At 60.9% G+C, this 15,047-nt stretch carries 17 protein-coding genes; 9 read left to right on the forward strand and 8 right to left on the reverse strand.

Going from position 1 to position 15,047, the window contains the following annotated elements; all coding sequences use genetic code 11:
* Positions 1-50 precede the first annotated feature (50 nt).
* Together ACOTTU_RS01215 and ACOTTU_RS01220 are read right to left on the reverse strand one after the other, a co-directional pair.
* Positions 51-656 (reverse strand): HD domain-containing protein, encoded by a 606-nt coding sequence (locus tag ACOTTU_RS01215; RefSeq protein ID WP_425656434.1) that lies wholly within the window; start codon positions 654-656, stop codon positions 51-53.
* Between the two features lie 11 nt (positions 657-667).
* A complete protein-coding gene (locus tag ACOTTU_RS01220; RefSeq protein WP_298913381.1) occupies positions 668-1,546 on the reverse strand; it encodes a phytanoyl-CoA dioxygenase family protein in 879 nt (292 codons plus the stop codon).
* 200 nt (positions 1,547-1,746) lie between these two features.
* Here ACOTTU_RS01220 and ACOTTU_RS01225 point away from each other — a divergent pair, with 200 nt between their 5' ends.
* From ACOTTU_RS01225 to ACOTTU_RS01235, 3 genes are all read left to right on the forward strand, one after another.
* Positions 1,747-4,044 carry a xanthine dehydrogenase family protein molybdopterin-binding subunit gene (locus ACOTTU_RS01225; protein WP_425655758.1) on the forward strand — a complete coding sequence of 766 codons (2,298 nt, stop codon included), beginning with the start codon at positions 1,747-1,749 and terminating at the stop codon, positions 4,042-4,044.
* Positions 4,022-5,101 (forward strand): DUF2235 domain-containing protein, encoded by a 1,080-nt coding sequence (locus ACOTTU_RS01230; RefSeq protein ID WP_425655759.1) that lies wholly within the window; start codon positions 4,022-4,024, stop codon positions 5,099-5,101. Before ACOTTU_RS01225 ends, ACOTTU_RS01230 begins: the two co-directional genes overlap by 23 nt.
* Positions 5,102-5,167: 66 nt before the next feature.
* Positions 5,168-5,542 (forward strand): hypothetical protein, encoded by a 375-nt coding sequence (locus ACOTTU_RS01235; RefSeq protein ID WP_425655760.1) that lies wholly within the window; start codon positions 5,168-5,170, stop codon positions 5,540-5,542.
* Between the two features lie 20 nt (positions 5,543-5,562).
* Here ACOTTU_RS01235 and ACOTTU_RS01240 read toward each other — a convergent pair whose 3' ends face one another.
* Together ACOTTU_RS01240 and metF are read right to left on the reverse strand one after the other, a co-directional pair.
* Complete coding sequence (locus ACOTTU_RS01240; RefSeq protein WP_425655761.1) at positions 5,563-6,042, reverse strand: PaaI family thioesterase; 480 nt, start codon at positions 6,040-6,042, stop codon at positions 5,563-5,565.
* 60 nt (positions 6,043-6,102) lie between these two features.
* Positions 6,103-6,972, reverse strand: coding sequence for a methylenetetrahydrofolate reductase [NAD(P)H] (gene metF, locus ACOTTU_RS01245; protein ID WP_425655762.1), 870 nt, complete (start codon positions 6,970-6,972; stop codon positions 6,103-6,105).
* Between the two features lie 88 nt (positions 6,973-7,060).
* Here metF and ACOTTU_RS01250 point away from each other — a divergent pair, with 88 nt between their 5' ends.
* The 3 genes from ACOTTU_RS01250 (at position 7,061) to ACOTTU_RS01260 (ending at position 10,518) form a co-directional block, all read left to right on the forward strand.
* On the forward strand, positions 7,061-7,966 hold the full coding sequence (locus tag ACOTTU_RS01250; protein WP_298913368.1) for a LysR family transcriptional regulator: 906 nt from the start codon (positions 7,061-7,063) through the stop codon (positions 7,964-7,966).
* 85 nt (positions 7,967-8,051) lie between these two features.
* The gene (locus tag ACOTTU_RS01255; protein ID WP_425655763.1) at positions 8,052-9,146 is read left to right on the forward strand and encodes a hypothetical protein; all 1,095 of its coding nucleotides are present in this window, start codon (positions 8,052-8,054) and stop codon (positions 9,144-9,146) included.
* A 220-nt stretch (positions 9,147-9,366) separates the two neighbouring features.
* Positions 9,367-10,518 carry a DUF3095 domain-containing protein gene (locus ACOTTU_RS01260; RefSeq protein WP_425655764.1) on the forward strand — a complete coding sequence of 384 codons (1,152 nt, stop codon included), beginning with the start codon at positions 9,367-9,369 and terminating at the stop codon, positions 10,516-10,518.
* A 10-nt stretch (positions 10,519-10,528) separates the two neighbouring features.
* Here the strand turns inward: ACOTTU_RS01260 and ACOTTU_RS01265 are convergent, their stop codons facing one another.
* The 3 genes from ACOTTU_RS01265 to ccmI are packed head-to-tail and all read right to left on the reverse strand — an operon-like array spanning position 10,529 to position 12,477.
* Positions 10,529-10,759, reverse strand: a complete 231-nt coding sequence (locus tag ACOTTU_RS01265) for a DUF1289 domain-containing protein (RefSeq protein ID WP_425655765.1) — start codon at positions 10,757-10,759, stop codon at positions 10,529-10,531.
* A gap of 3 nt (positions 10,760-10,762) precedes the next feature.
* Positions 10,763-11,251, reverse strand: coding sequence for a Holliday junction resolvase RuvX (gene ruvX, locus ACOTTU_RS01270; RefSeq protein WP_425655766.1), 489 nt, complete (start codon positions 11,249-11,251; stop codon positions 10,763-10,765).
* Positions 11,248-12,477 (reverse strand): c-type cytochrome biogenesis protein CcmI, encoded by a 1,230-nt coding sequence (ccmI, locus tag ACOTTU_RS01275; protein ID WP_298913353.1) that lies wholly within the window; start codon positions 12,475-12,477, stop codon positions 11,248-11,250. Before ccmI ends, ruvX begins: the two co-directional genes overlap by 4 nt.
* A gap of 221 nt (positions 12,478-12,698) precedes the next feature.
* Here ccmI and ACOTTU_RS01280 point away from each other — a divergent pair, with 221 nt between their 5' ends.
* Positions 12,699-13,943, forward strand: a complete 1,245-nt coding sequence (locus tag ACOTTU_RS01280; RefSeq protein WP_425655767.1) for a sarcosine oxidase subunit beta family protein — start codon at positions 12,699-12,701, stop codon at positions 13,941-13,943.
* A gap of 2 nt (positions 13,944-13,945) precedes the next feature.
* Here the strand turns inward: ACOTTU_RS01280 and ACOTTU_RS01285 are convergent, their stop codons facing one another.
* Positions 13,946-14,134: a hypothetical protein gene (locus ACOTTU_RS01285; RefSeq protein WP_425655768.1), complete on the reverse strand. Its 189-nt coding sequence runs from the start codon at positions 14,132-14,134 to the stop codon at positions 13,946-13,948.
* Between the two features lie 242 nt (positions 14,135-14,376).
* Here ACOTTU_RS01285 and ACOTTU_RS01290 point away from each other — a divergent pair, with 242 nt between their 5' ends.
* Both ACOTTU_RS01290 and ACOTTU_RS01295 read left to right on the forward strand, forming a co-directional pair.
* Entirely contained in the window at positions 14,377-14,580 is a 204-nt protein-coding gene (locus ACOTTU_RS01290; protein ID WP_298913344.1) for a hypothetical protein, read from the forward strand.
* 90 nt (positions 14,581-14,670) lie between these two features.
* On the forward strand, positions 14,671-15,000 hold the full coding sequence (locus tag ACOTTU_RS01295; protein ID WP_298913341.1) for a sarcosine oxidase subunit delta: 330 nt from the start codon (positions 14,671-14,673) through the stop codon (positions 14,998-15,000).
* Positions 15,001-15,047: the final 47 nt, after the last annotated feature.

The raw sequence follows: 15,047 nt of genomic DNA on the forward strand, positions 1-15,047 counted from the left end.
GCGGAAAAGGGGAAGGTGGCAGCCGGGGATAATTTGCTCCCGGCCTGTGATCAACTGCGTGGGGTTGCGACCAGAGGCTCGCGCTGCCCGCTGCGGATAACCTGCGCGTCATAGGGCGTGCGGGCAAAGACCTCCTCGACCATGGGGGCGAAATGCGCCAGCGGCAGCGTGTCGTAATCGGGATCAAAGCTCGCCTGATCCCAGCGTTCGCAGAAGGCGGCGCAATCTTCGAAATACGGGTGGCCTGCGTATTTGTCGCGCTTGTGCGGATTGGCCCCGACGTGGTGGCCGTAATAGACCATCTGGAAATCGCCATGTTTCTCGACCACCCAAGCGCATTGTTCGCGCACGAAGGGGCGCAGAATGGTGGCGGCATATTCGTCGTGGTTATAAGGCGCATAGATGTCGCCGATATCATGCAGCAACGCAGAGACCATCCAGTCGGTATCCGCACCATCCCGCCACGCCCGTGTCGCCGATTGCAGCGAGTGGCCCAGACGGGTGACCTGATAGCCTGACAGGCTTTCATCGAGATCGACCAGTGCTTTGAGCAACCGCCCGGCGGTGCCCCGCGTGTAGGCGACCTCGTGTTCGGTCAGAAAGGCGTAATCCTCGGCGGTGCCATCTTTCATTTGGGTGAAGCCCACGTGTTTCATGTCACTGGTGCTCATGCGTATAGGCCTTTCTTGCTTTTGGCACCGGCCATCATCACCTTGGCCTGTGCTTGCCGTATCTCTTCATATTGCGCGAGGGCCTGCGGCGCAAAATCCGTTTCAGGCGGATCAAAGCTGAGGAAATTGCCATGCCGGTCCGCGCCCCGCGCCAGCACTGCGTAATCGACATCACCCAAGCGCTGTTTGATGTCTGGCGTGCAGTAGCGGATGACAGCGGCGATGCGACGATCATCGGTTGTGTTGGGGCCGGAGCCATGAATGGTCAGCCCGTGATGCAGCGACATCTGGCCGGGATGGATTTCAATGGGTGTCTTGTCCTCTTCGGCGACATCCACCCTGATCTCCTGTCCCCGGCTCAGCAGGTTGTCCTCGGCAAAGGTATCCTCATGGGGCAGGATCGGGTTTTTGTGGGAGCCTTTGACGAAATCCATACAGCCCGAAGCGGGCGTGGCAGGCGACAGCGACAGCCAGGCGGTGACCAGCCCGTCAACCGCGCCCAGACCCCAATAGGTCAGATCCTGATGCATCGAGACTTTATGGGCCGTCCTCGGTTCCTTGATGAAAAACTCGACGGCGTAAATCAGAATATCCGGCCCCAGAATGCCCTCCACAACGTCCAGAATGCGCGGATCAGACCCGATGCGATGGGCCAGCGGCATCACGCAATGGGCGTTGACACGCTTGTAGGTGTTCAGCGAGAGCGGCAGGTCCGCGGCCAGCCAGGTATCTTCGATCCGTTCCAGTTCCGCGCGCAAGTTCCGCGCCTCATCAGCTGGCATGACCGGGATCGGAAAAAGGTAGCCATCGTCCCAGTAGGATTTGGTCTGGCTCTCGCTGAGACGGCCTTTTTCCAGGGGTAGGGATGAGACCATGTGATACCTCCTCTTTTGCCACAACGATGTCTGAGGCGGCGGCGATCCTCTGTTCTGTTTGCGACCTGGGCGGAGGTCGCATTCCCGCCGATCCGGCAATTGCGTGATCAAACCATCGCTCGCGTGACTGGACAAGCGCGCCCTTGCCGCTAGTGTCCGCGTGACGCGATGGCACAAGATGGCATAAGGAGAAATTCCCCATGGAAAAGTTCGGCAAATCACAATCGATCAGACGTGTGGAAGATGTGCGGTTCCTGACCGGCCATGGGCGTTATGTAGATGATATCGCGCCAGAAAACGCGCTGCGGGCCTTCGTTTTCCGGGCTCCTGTCGCGCATGGTGTGATCACAACGCTGGATGTGTCGGACGCGCGCGAGGCCGAAGGTGTCCATGCGGTTCTGACCATAGATGACCTCGAAGCGGCCGGCATGGATGTCAACATGTATGCGGCGACGGTCAAAAACCACGATGGCACCCCGGGGGCGGCACCCAAGCGCCCCTTGCTGGCAAAGGGGAAGATGCGGTTTGTAGGCGAGCCGGTTGCTTTTGTCGTCGCTGAAACGCTGGATCAGGCGCGCGACGCGGCAGAGCTGATCCTGCTTGATTACGATGATCTGCCCGCCAAGATGGACGTGACCGCCGGGGGTGCGCCCGTGCATGATGACGTGCCGGACAACCAGGCCTTTGACTGGGCAATGGGAGACGAGGCAGCAACCGATGCCGCCTTCAAATCGGCGGCCAGAACTGTCAGCCTGGATGTTGGAGACAACCGGATCATTGTCAATTCGCTGGAACCGCGCGGGTGTTTTGCCGAATGGGACGGCAACCGGGTGCATGTGTCGCTGGGCGGACAGGGGGTCTGGGGCCAGAAGGAATTCATTGCCAAGGCACTGGGGCTCGAAGAAGCCGATGTGCGCGTGACCACGCCGGATGTGGGCGGTGGTTTTGGCATGAAGGGGTTTCCCTATCCCGAATACGCCCTTGCGGCGCATGCCGCACGGCTTGCGGGGCGTCCTGTGCGCTGGATGTCGGAACGCACCGAGGCCATGCTGTCGGACAATGCTGGCCGTGATCTGGTTTCCACGGCTGAGTTCGCCTTTGACGAGACCAACAGGATCATCGCCTACCGGGTGCACACCCGCTGCAATCTGGGCGCCTATAACAGCCATTTCGGACAATTCATTCAATCGCAGCTTTTCAGCCGCGTCATGATGGGTGTCTACGACGTGCAGAAAACCTGGCTGCGGGTTGAGGGGATTTACACCAATACGACCTATGTGGATGCCTATCGCGGCGCTGGGCGTCCGGAGGCGATTTACGTCCTGGAACGGCTGATGGACCGGGCGGCGCGCGAGCTGGGCGTGGACCCCATTGCGCTGCGGCGGCGCAATTTCATCAAGCCGGAACAGTTCCCCTACGACACCACCGTGGGCGAAACCTATGATGTGGGGGATTTCAACAAGGTGCTCGACCGGGCGGTGCAGGAAGCGGCACTTTCAGGCTTTGAGGCGCGCAAAAAGGCTGATGCCGAACGCGGTCTTCTGAGAGGCGTTGGTTTGTGTTACTATATTGAAAGTATTTTGGGTGATCCTTCGGAAGGCGCGAAGGTGACGTTTAATGAGGACGGTACGGTGACGATTTACGTGGGCACACAATCCACAGGGCAGGGGCATGAGACGGTTTTTGCCGCCTTCCTTGCCGATCAGACCGGTATTCCCGCTGAAATGATCTCCGTTGTACAAGGCGACAGTGACCTGATCGCCTCGGGCGGTGGCACGGGCGGGTCGCGATCCGTCACCGTGCAGACCAATGCGACACTGGCCACGGTTTCAGCGATGACCGAGGATTTCTCTGCCTTTCTGGCCGATGAAATGGGCGTACCCGCTTCAGAGATCAGCTTTGACGACGAACGGTTCCGCGCTGATGGGTCGAACCTGACACCAACCATGCTGGAGGTGGCAGAAATGGCCCGCGCGAAAGGGCGCGATGATCTGCTGGTACATGAAGCGCGCGCCACACTGCCCGCGCGCAGCTTTCCAAACGGATGTCATGTTTCAGAGGTTGTGATCGACCCCGAGACCGGTGTGGTCACGGTCGAGCGCTACACGGTCGTTGATGATTTTGGCAATCTTATCAATCCGATGCTGGCCGAAGGTCAGGTTCATGGCGGGGTGGCTCAGGGGATCGGTCAGGCGATCACAGAGCATGTTGTCTACGACGCGGATGGGCAATTGCTCACGGCATCGTTCATGGACTACGCCTTGCCGCGCGCGGATGACATACCCACTATTAGTTTTACATCGGAACCGGTGCCCTCCACCGCCAACATCATGGGTATGAAGGGATGTGGCGAAGCGGGCACGGTGGGTGCATTGGCCGCCGTTGCGAACGCGGTTCAGGATGCGCTTTGGGAGCGGGGCGTACGACAGGCCGATATGCCTTTCACACCGCATAAAGTTTGGGAGCTGTTGAACAGTGAGGTCCTCGCGGCGGAATAACAGATGGCTCGGCTGGCTGCGCAGCAGGTTCTGGCGCCGGCCCGATAGCGATTTTGGCCCCCGCCGTGGCCCCGTTGTCCATGTGGTGATCCTGGATGGCACCATGTCCTCGCTCGAACCGGGGTGCGAGACCAACGCAGGAAGGGCCTATCATCTGTGCCGCGAAGTCGGCAGCGAACTGTCGATCTACTATGAACCGGGATTGCAATGGAATGGCTGGCGCTCGGCCATGGATGTGTTGCAGGGGCGTGGGATCAACCGCCAGATACGACGCGCCTACGGCTATCTGGCCTCGCGGTACCGTCCGGGCGACAAGATTTTCCTGATGGGGTATTCGCGGGGCGCCTATGCGGTCCGCAGCCTTGCGGGCGTGATCGACCGCATGGGGCTCTTGCGTGCAGAAGAGGCAACGGAACGCAATATTCGCGATGTCTACCGCCACTATGAGGGAGATCCGGACAGTGCCTGCGCCCGCGAATTTCGCGCCGCGCATTGTCTGGGCGAGGTGCAGATCGAAATGATCGGCGTCTGGGACACGGTCAAATCACTTGGGTTCAATGCGCCGATTCTGTGGCGCCTGAGCGAAGCGCGTCATGCGTTTCACAACCACCATCTGAGCCACAACGTCAAAGCCGGGTTCCAGGCACTGGCGCTTGATGAAACCCGCGTGGTTTATGCGCCGGTGATGTGGACGTCCCCGGAGGGGTTCGAAGGGCAGGTTGAGCAGGTCTGGTTTCCGGGCACTCATGGCGATGTGGGGGGGCAGCTGGGCGGCTATGAGGAGGCGCGCGAGTTATCCAACATACCGCTTGTCTGGATGCTCGAGCGCGCGCAAATCTGCGGGCTGCCGCTGCCCGATGGCTGGGCGCAACGGTTTGCGCAGGATGCCACAGCACCCTCGACGGGCACTTTCAGAGGGTACGGCAGATGGTTCATTTCCCGTCGCGCCCGCAAAGTGGGCCTCGATCCATCGGAACATCTGCACGACAGCGTTTCCTTGAGAGAGGCCGCAAAACCTCCGGCGCGCGGCTGGGTCCGGTTCAGCAAAACGGTCTAGAGAGCCCCGCCAAATTCTCACCATATTGCCCTGCTATTCACCTTTTGCATATCCTGGAGGTGGTTGATGTTGCGAAAGACTTCATTGATTTGCGCTGTCTGGATGGCGGGGTCTTCGCCCGCCCATGCCGGTCAGCCGATCAGCGAATGCATGATCCAATGCGGTGCGCTCTACACCGTTGCATCCGACCGCGTCAGCACCTTTGATCGCGCCCGACGGCTTCATGCCGCAGCGCAGGTTTGGGCGGACGCAGCACTGGCGCAGGCCGAAAACGAAAGACGCTCCGATACCGAAGGCTATGTCTCCCACCTCTGGGGCGAGAAATGCGCGCAATGGTCGGACAAGGGCGCGCTCTATTTTTTCAGCGAGGATTTTCGCGACTGGACGTCCTATTGCCGGGCGCTGGCACGCAGCCGGGGCCTGCACATCGATCCCGATTGATCCCGTTTGCGGGTCGTGGGTCAGGCTAGCTTCATGATGATGCAGGTCGTGGAGCCCGTAGCGTAAAGCTTGTCATCATCAGCGCCCCTGATCTCAGCATGGGCCACCCCGGTGGAACGTCCGGCGTGATCGACTTCAGCCTTGCAGATCACGCGCGTGCCCAGCGGGATGGCGCGCAGGATGTTCACCTTGAATTCCAGCGTTGTATAGACCGAGCCGCGCGGCACGCAGGTCATCACCGAACAGCCCAAAGCGCTGTCCAGAAGCGCGCCGTACCATCCGCCGTGCACGGTGCCCATCGGGTTGGTCACGTTGAACTCAGGCGTGCCGGTGAAAACCGCGCGCCCTTCGGCCACGTCATGCAGCGTGAAGCCCATGGTCTGGCCAATCGGCGGGCCGGGCGTCTTGCCCTCCAGGATCGATTGCATGAATGCCAGACCGGAGAGCTGTAGCGCCTCGTGTTGGGGCATCAGATCGGCGGGGGATGTGGCGATGGGCATGGGCGTCTCCAGGGCTGCGCTACCCCGGAAGCTAGGATTATTGGTTTTGAGCTACAAGACTTACGCGACGTCCCGCACGCCGGTAACGGCCTGTGTGACCCCCAACGCGTGGCAAATCTCTCGGGTCATTTCGGGCCGGTTCAACGTGTAGAAATGCAGGCTATCGACGCCTTCGTCCAACAGGTCCGAGCACATCTCCGTGCAGATTGCCTTGGCCAGAAGGTCATGCCGGTCATCGCGGATGGCGGTATCAAACGCCTGATCGAGCCAGTCCGGTACGTTTGCGCCGCAACGCAGCGCGAATTTACGCGCATTTGTCCAGTTGATGATCGGCAGAATGCCCGGTGTGATCGGCGCTGTGATGCCCGCTTTGGCGCAGTCATCCCGGAAGCGCAAAAACGTGTCCGTCTCAAAGAAGAATTGGGTGATGGCCTCGTCAGCCCCTGCGTCGATCTTGGCCTTGAGCCAGTCGATATTGGCCTGCTGATTGTCCGCATCGGGATGTTTCTCGGGATAGGCCCCGACACGCAGGGTAAACTGGCCGGTCTGCGCCAGCGCTTCGATCAATTCACAGGAATTTGCGAAACCCTCAGGGTGTGGCTCAAACCCGGCGGCACCTTCGGGCGGATCGCCCCGCAAGGCCACGATGTCGGTCACACCTGCCTTGGCGAAACGCTGGGCCGTGGCCATGGTTTCGGATTTGGTTGCCCCCACACAGGTCAGATGTGCGGCGACCGGCAGCCCGGATGATTTGCGCAGGGTATAGGCGGCATCATGGGTCAGATCGCGAGTGCTGCCACCCGCACCATAGGTGACAGAGAAGAACCGTGGCTCCAGCGGTGCCAGCGCCTGCGCGGTTTCCCACAGCTTGAAAGAGGCGTCGATGGAACGGGGCGGGAAGACTTCAAACGAGACGGATGGCGTGGGCATCAAACAGGATCCTCATGATTTCATGCCTTGTGCCACAGATGTGTTCGTGAGACAAATTCATAACTCTCATCTTTAACATGAGGATCATATGCATATCGAGTTCCGCCATCTGCGCACCATTCAGGCCATTCACGAGGCGGGTGGGCTGGCGCGGGCGGCCGATCAGTTGCACATCACCCAATCGGCACTGAGCCACCAGATCAAGGGATTGGAGGATCAGGCCGGTGTGGAGCTGTTCGTGCGCCGTTCCAAACCACTGAAACTGTCGCCCGCCGGTATGCGCCTGTTGAAGCTTGCCCAACAGGTTCTGCCGCAAGTGCAGGCCTTGCAGGAAGAATTCACCGGCCTGCGAGCGGGATCGACCGGGCGGATGCATATCGCCATTGAATGCCATGCCTGTTTTGAATGGCTTTTTCCGGTGCTGGAATTGTTCCGCAAGAACTGGGGCGATGTGGATGTGGACATTCGCCCCGGGCTCGCCTTTGACGCGCTGCCTGCGCTGCTGAAAGAAGAGGTCGATCTGGTCATCTCTTCCGATCCCGAGGAGCTTCAGGGTGTGGAATTTGTGGAACTCTTTGATTATGCGCCGGTTTTCGTCGCCGCCAGCACACATCCGCTGGCCAAGAAACCCTATGTGGATGCGGCCGATTTCAGAGGCGAGACGCTCATCACCTACCCGGTGGAGCGCACCCGGCTGGATGTGTTCAGTCAGCTTTTGATCCCGGCCAAGGTGGAACCGGCAGCGATCCGGCAGGTGGAACTGACCGCGGTGATCCTGCTGCTGGTTGCGTCAAATCGCGGGGTGTCGGTCTTGCCCGACTGGGTTGTGCGCGAGGTCAAATATTCCTCTGACTACATCACGCGGCCCCTGACCGAAGCGGGTATCACGCGCAGGCTTTATGCCGCTGTCCGGCAGGACGATCTGGAAAAACCCTACATGAAGCAATTGCTAGAACTGGCCGGGACAGAAGCCCGCAAACTTCAAATGCAGTGAGGGACATCCATCAGGCTTTCGCGCGGAGCATTTTCTAGTATAGGTTGCAAGTAATGGATGCTTTCACAGAGAAGACCGAGCCGGCATGAAGGCTGACAAGCAGCGCCGCGCGCCTCGTGAGAGACCGGCCAACCCCATCGCGAAACCGGGTGGTGCAAGACTGAGTGTTCTGGCGCAGAAGGCCAGCACCAGCCAAAGTGTTGTTGCATTGAACGCTATCCAGACCCGCGCCAATTTGCATGCGCGCCCCGATGCCCCGTTGCAACGTGTCGTGGCAGAGGGGCTGGCGCCGGGTACAAGGGTGCGGGATGCCACGGGTCGGCGGGGCCGGATTGTGGTGTCGGACAACAACGACACAGACAGCTACAGCGTTGAATTCGAAGGCAGTGACGGACCCGAGACCGTGGCGCGCACCGATCTTGATCTGGACAGGGACGCCGGTGCCGGCGCGCTGGTCGAGCCGGAGCCCGAAGTGGAGGCTGTGGCTCAGGACGTACCGGAGTTTTTCAGCAACTCTTTGAAGCACGGCGTTTTTTCCGGCACGATCGAAACCGGTCCCAACCGCAACTGGGCGGATCTGCATGTCACGGGCAAGATCGGCGAGCCTGCCAATCCAGGTGACCTGAAGGCCTATTTTCAGGAACTTTACAGCCTGATGGCGGGTCATCACAGGTTTTCGGGCGTTGTCGGCGTGCTGGAATGGCATCCGACAGGGGCCGTCGTGACCAAGCAGATTGTCGAGCTTCTGGGCTCAAGTCTGGGGGGCTGGTTTGAATGGGCCAAGGGTTTCGCAGCGCAGAAACGGCGCAAATCGGCAGCGCAGAAATCCGGGGTGAAACGTCAGAATCTGGCGGGCAAGATCGACCGCGATGTCGTGCCGGAACACATGCACTTCATGAAGTCGCTCAAAGGGGCCGAAGGCGTGAGCATCGGCTACAAGGGCGGGCCCATCTCGGACGAGGACCGTGCCATTCTTTCCAACCCGGAAACCAACGCTGGCCTGACGGATGAACAAATACACACCATGATGAACCCGAACATGCTGGCGGATACCGAGGGCGCAAAGACGGCCATGGATGCCTATGAAGAAGTGCTGATGGACGATCAAAACCCTGTGGGGCCCAGCCTGATCATCACACTGGATTATCGCAAGCTTCCCGATCTGATCAAAAAGCTCTGACATTTCGGCGCCCGGATTTCAGACCAACGGGCCTAAGCAGGTATCCCGCGCAGGCTTTGTGCCGCGGTCCGGCAGGACGATCTGGAAACGCTCTATATGAAACAGCTTCTGGAACTGGCCGGGACCAAAGTGCGCAATTTGCAGGGGCACTAAGGGGCGGAGTTCATCGCGGCGGCAGGCTGTGCTAGGCTGCCTCGGAAGCCAGACGCGGGGGGGAAGCATGGGCACAAGCACGCGATTCTACGCTGATCTTCCGCGCACCGCGAGTTTTGACAGCCTGTGCGATCCCGCCTGTTTCACCGCCATCCCCGAGGATTGGCTGGTGGGGGTGTCCGACGTGGTCAATTCCACGGTTGAGGTGGCCAACGGGCGCTACAAGACGGTCAACATGGTCGGGGCAGCGGTGATTTCGGCGCAGATCAACGCGGCGGGCGGTGCGCCTTTTCCCTTTGTTTTTGGCGGGGACGGGGCCACTTTTGCGATCTGGCCAGAGCAGCGGGGCGTGGCTGAAGACGCCCTGCGTGCGGTGCAGCGCTGGGCTGCGGATGAGTTTGAGATCGGGTTGCGCGCCGGGCTGGTGCCGGTGCGTGACATTCTGGCCGCCGGCCTGAGCATCGGGGTGGCGCGCTATCAGGCCTCGGAAACGGCGGATTATGCCATGTTCAACGGGGGCGGCGTATCCTGGGCGGAAAATTCCCTGAAATCAAAGGACTACGGGTTCGATCCGGCACCTACGGGCACGGTGCCTGACCTGACCGGCCTGTCCTGCCGCTGGTCGCCGACCACGGCGCAGAATGGAACGATCCTGTCGCTGGTGATGCAGCCCGTGGGCGGTGTGGATGGCGCGAGGTTCACGCAAGTGGTGGGCCAGGTCATCGCGTTGACGCAAGGGTTGGCGCGGGGTGGGCATCCGGTGCCCGCAGACGGGCCGGGCAACCGCTGGCCGCCGCCCGGCGTCAAGCTGGAGGCACATGCGACCAAAGGCGACGGATCGTTCAGCGCCACGCGGCGGAAAATACTGCTCGAAACGCTGCTGGCCTGGGTGCTGATCCGCAGCGGTCTGACAGTGGGTGGCTTCAACGGTCACCATTATGCGCGCACCGTTTCGCGCAATTCGGACTTTCGCAAATATGATGACGGGCTGAAGATGACGCTGGATTGCGACCCGGATACCTTGAGGAAAATCAAAGTCTTGCTCGACAAGGCGCAGGCGGACGGGGTGGTGGACTATGGTGTTTTCGAGCAGGATCAGGCGATGATGACCTGCATCGTGCCCTCGGTTTTGACCGATGACCACATCCACTTCATCGATGGTGCTTCGGGCGGGTACACACAGGCGGCGACCATGATCAAGGCACGCAAGCGGGCCTGAGCGGGTGCCTCTAGCGGGCCAGCCGCGCCGCGCGTCCGCTCCGGCGCTTGGTGATCAGGCCGGTGCGGGTCGGCAATTCATCCATGACCGCGCGGCGTGCTTCGGGCGTCATGCGTGACCACTGGGTGATCTCGTCGATGGATCGCAGACAGCCGGTGCAGATGCGGGCCTCCGGGTGCACCACACAGATCTTGATGCAGGGGCTTTCGACCTCCTCGCGGCGCCAGATGTCATCTGTCATGTGCTACCCTTCCATACCCGCCCGGATCACACGGATACGGTCCAGGGTTCCCTGCAAGATATACCCGGCGGCCACGTGATCAATAACCTCGGCGCGACGTTTTCGCGACGTATCCGCCTCCAGCAGCGCGCGTTCGGCGGCCACGGTCGACAGGCGCTCGTCCCAGAAGGTGATCGGGACCCCGATCCCGTTCTCGCGCGCGAGGTTGCGCGCAAAGGCGCGTGTGGACTGGCAGCGCGGCCCTTCGGAGCCGTCCATATTGCGCGGCAGGCCCAGCACGATCCCGCCAATGCGGCGGTCGGCAATGATTTTCGCCAGTTGGGCCGCATCCAGCGTGAATTTGCGCCTTTTGATCGTTTCCAGCGGGGTGGCGACCGACAGGAAGGTGTCTGAGACTGCAACCCCGATGGTCACGGTGCCCAGATCAAGCCCCGCGATGCTCTGCATGGGTGGCAGGCTGGCGGCGAAATCTGCGACATCTTCAAAGATCATTCGACAACCTGAGCGCGTTGGCCGGCACGCAACAACAAATCAAGAGCGCGGGTGTCATCGGCAAAAACCTCAATGGCGTTTTCATAGATTGCGCGCGCCTGATCATATCGTTCAAGGACCCCCAATGCGCTGATGAGCTGCGCCCAGTCCTGAACCGTGCCACCTTCGGTTGCCAGCCGCTCGGAGAGACCCGCGACCATGCTCTGGATCATTTCCATGCGCTCGGCGGGGCTCATGTCCTGCGCGGCTTCGATATCGGCGGCAGTGGGGCCGCGCCCGGTGCCGATTTGCGGCAATTGATAGGTCACGCCTGCGCGAAAGGCCATGTCTTCGATCTGCGACAGGATCGGGGCAATCCAGGGGGCCTCTTCCGGGCCTTCGCGCAAAAGCGCGTCCCAGAGCCGAAACGCCGTGTCGGGCCGCCCGGTCTGGGCCATCATCAGCCCCAGATAGTAGCGTGCGGTGCCGTTGGTTGCATCGAGCGTCAGGGCCGCGCGCAGGGCCTCTTCGGCTCTCGGAGAGACATAGCCGCCTGCCGCCAGCACCAGCATGTCCGCATAATCCACGAAATCGTTTGCCGTGCTCTCATCGCCCTTGATGCGCAGGACGTGGGCCTGTGCGCGAGCCGCTTGCGGGAAATTGCCCAGGTTGGCTTCGTTCTGGGCCAGCAGAATATGGCCTTGCAGATCATCCGGACGCTCGGCAACGGTTTCCCTGAGCTTCTCGACAAGCGCCACGTAATCCGGGCTTGCCTGTGGCGTGGCCCCGGCGGGCAGGCTGGCCTCTGCAGCCTCCTGACTGGGGCGGTTTTCACGCGCGCCTTCGGCCAGGGCAATCCGGCTCTGGAGACCCAGATCGCCATAGCCCGGTGCGCCCAGCTGCGTATAGAGCGCCACGCTGCCACCGATCAGGATCAGAGCCAAGACGCCCGCGACAAGCGCTGGCGCGCCCTTGCTGGCATCCGTTGACAGGTTTTCCGCTTGCAGGGCGGCATCAGCCGATAAGATACGGCGCGAAACTTCGGCACGCACCCTTTCGGCATCCGCCGCACTGACAACACCCCGCGCAAGATCCTTGTCCACTTCGCGCAGTTGATCGCGATAGACACGCAGATCATAGGCAGCGGCCGGTTCAACCAGTCCTTTGCGGGGCGCGCGCAGGCCCGCGGCCAGTACCACCGATACCATCAGCGCCAGCCCCCCGGCTATGATCCAGAATAGTGTCATGCGTAACGGCTCCTTCGACGTCAGATGTAGCCACCATTGCGCCGGTGCAAAAGAGACAAATGATCACGCCTTCGCGTGGCCGCTGTTGCAATAGTGAAAGGTGTCGCAAACTTGTTAGAAAGCGGCGCGCGCAGTATCCTCTTTTTCGGCCAGTGCAGCAGAACGGTGTCATTCTGAATGTCGGGCCGAATCCGCATTCTTTGTCTTGGGGTGGTCTTGCCATGAAACGCTATTCGGTTTTTGCGGTCGCACGGGAAGCTGCGCGCTATCACACGGGCTGGGAACGGGCATGGCGCAAGGCTGAGCCAAAAAAGAAATACGATGTGATCATCATCGGTGCGGGCGGCCACGGTCTGGCGACCGCCTATTACCTGGGCAAGCGTTTCGGCATCAAGAACGTGGCCATTCTGGAGAAGGGTTGGTTGGGCGGCGGCAACACCGGACGCAACACCACCATCATCCGCTCGAACTATTTGCAGGACCCGTCAGCGGCGCTTTATGAGAAGTCCCGGTCGCTTTACGAGACGATGAGCCAGGATCTGAACTACAACGTGATGTTCAGCCCGCGCGGGGTGATCATGCTGGCGCAGACCCATCACGAAGTGCGCGGCTATCAGCGCACCGCCCATGCCAATGCGCTGCAAGGGGTGACAACCGAGTTCATCAATCCCACGCGGGTAAAAGAACTGGTGCCGATCATCAATATCGACGGGCCACGCTACCCAGTGCTGGGTGGGTTGTGGCAGGCGCGCGGCGGCACGGCGCGCCATGATGCGGTGGCCTGGGGTTATGCGCGCGCGTGCTCAGACATGGGCATGGATGTGATCCAGCAATGCGAGGTCACGGGCGTGCGCCGCGAAGGCGGCAAAGTGGTGGGCGTCGATACCTCCAAGGGCGCCATTGACTGCGACAAGCTGGGCATTGTGGTTGCGGGCAATTCCGGCCATGTGGCGGGGCTGGCGGGCTTCCGGCTGCCGATTGAAAGTGTGGCCTTGCAGGCGCTGGTTTCTGAGCCAATCAAACCCTGCATGGATGTTGTCGTCATGGCCAACACCGTGCACGGCTACATGAGCCAGTCCGACAAGGGCGAGATGGTGATTGGTGGTGGCACCGATGGCTACAACAACTACACCCAGCGCGGATCGTTCCACCATATCGAGGAAACGGTGCGGGCGCTGGTCGAGACCTTCCCGATGGTCAGCCGTCTGAAGATGCTGCGCCAATGGGGCGGGATCGTAGACATCACCGGGGACCGCTCGCCGATCCTGTCAAAAACACCGGTCGAGAATGTGTTCATCAACTGCGGCTGGGGCACCGGCGGGTTCAAGGCGACGCCCGGGTCCGGCTGGGCCATGGCGGAGCTGATCGCCAAGGGTCACGGGCCGCTGACGGATGCCTTTGGCATGGAGCGTTTCCGCGAGGGGCGGTTCATCGACGAAAGCGTGGCCGCCGGGGTGGCCCACTGATGTCAGTCTTCAATGGATTTTTTGCCTTCGCCGGCGGCACTGCCAAAGGCGATCAACTGGCTGACGTCGACTTCGCGCCCGCCGCGCGCGGCTTTGCGGGCGGCCATGGCACGTCTTTCCCTGATCAGCATCACAAGCGCCACCGCGCCAATGGCGCCAAAGCCCAGCACCGCGATCATCGTGTCGCTCATATCGGGTCCTTTATTCTCTCGGGTCTGAGGATGTTAACGCGCATCAGCGCCTTTGGCGATACGGAAGATGCGCGCTTGCGCGGGCTCGACCAGGCAATTTCCGGTGGTCTTTCGGCACAATCTGGCCGTCCAAAACAGGGCCAACCGGCTTGCGCGCGCCGAAATTCACCGGGGTTTTCCGCTGATATTGCGACCCGGTCCCTGCCGTACACACTGGCCTCCCGTAACAAGGAGACAGAACCATGGCTGACTATACGACCCACAACGACGGCGTCAGTGGTAAAGGCATCTTCATCGCGCTGGTGGTTATCGGCGCATTTGTCTTCCTGCTGGCAGTGCTTGGCACTGGCACCGTCCCCACTGACCCCGATGCTGCCGGTGATCCTGCAGCCATCGAGTCCGCACCTACAGCCCCCGCTGAAACAGCGCCGGCTGTCGTCGAATAACTCCCACTTCATTGTGCGGACCGCCAAGGGCGGGCGTCTTTTGACGTCCGCCCTTTTGGCGTGCCGTGCCCCGATTGCCGGAGCCTTGCCATGCTGAGCCTTACCTGTCCTGTCTGCGGTGTGACTGCCGAAGAAACCGAATTCCACGGAGGTGGTGAAGCGCATCTGAAGAGATTTGGCCCCGGTGCCACTGACGATGACTTTGAAGGTTATCTCTTCATGCGCGAAAACCCTCGTGGGGTTCATTTCGAACGCTGGCGTCATGCCTATGGCTGCGGCAAATGGTTCCACGCGGCCCGCTGCACGACCACGTTGCAGGTCTTTGGTACCTACGCGGCCCAAACCTATGAACCGCCCAAGGATATCTGTGAGAAAATCAGTGGCGAACGCCCGGGTTGGTCGTGGAGGCTTTTCAAGTGACGCAGCACGCCACTTTCGTTGACAAGAATTTTTCCTGCCCGAGGGCC

This window comes from Roseobacter sp. EG26 (assembly GCF_049830555.1).
In the GTDB taxonomy this organism is placed as follows: domain Bacteria; phylum Pseudomonadota; class Alphaproteobacteria; order Rhodobacterales; family Rhodobacteraceae; genus Roseobacter.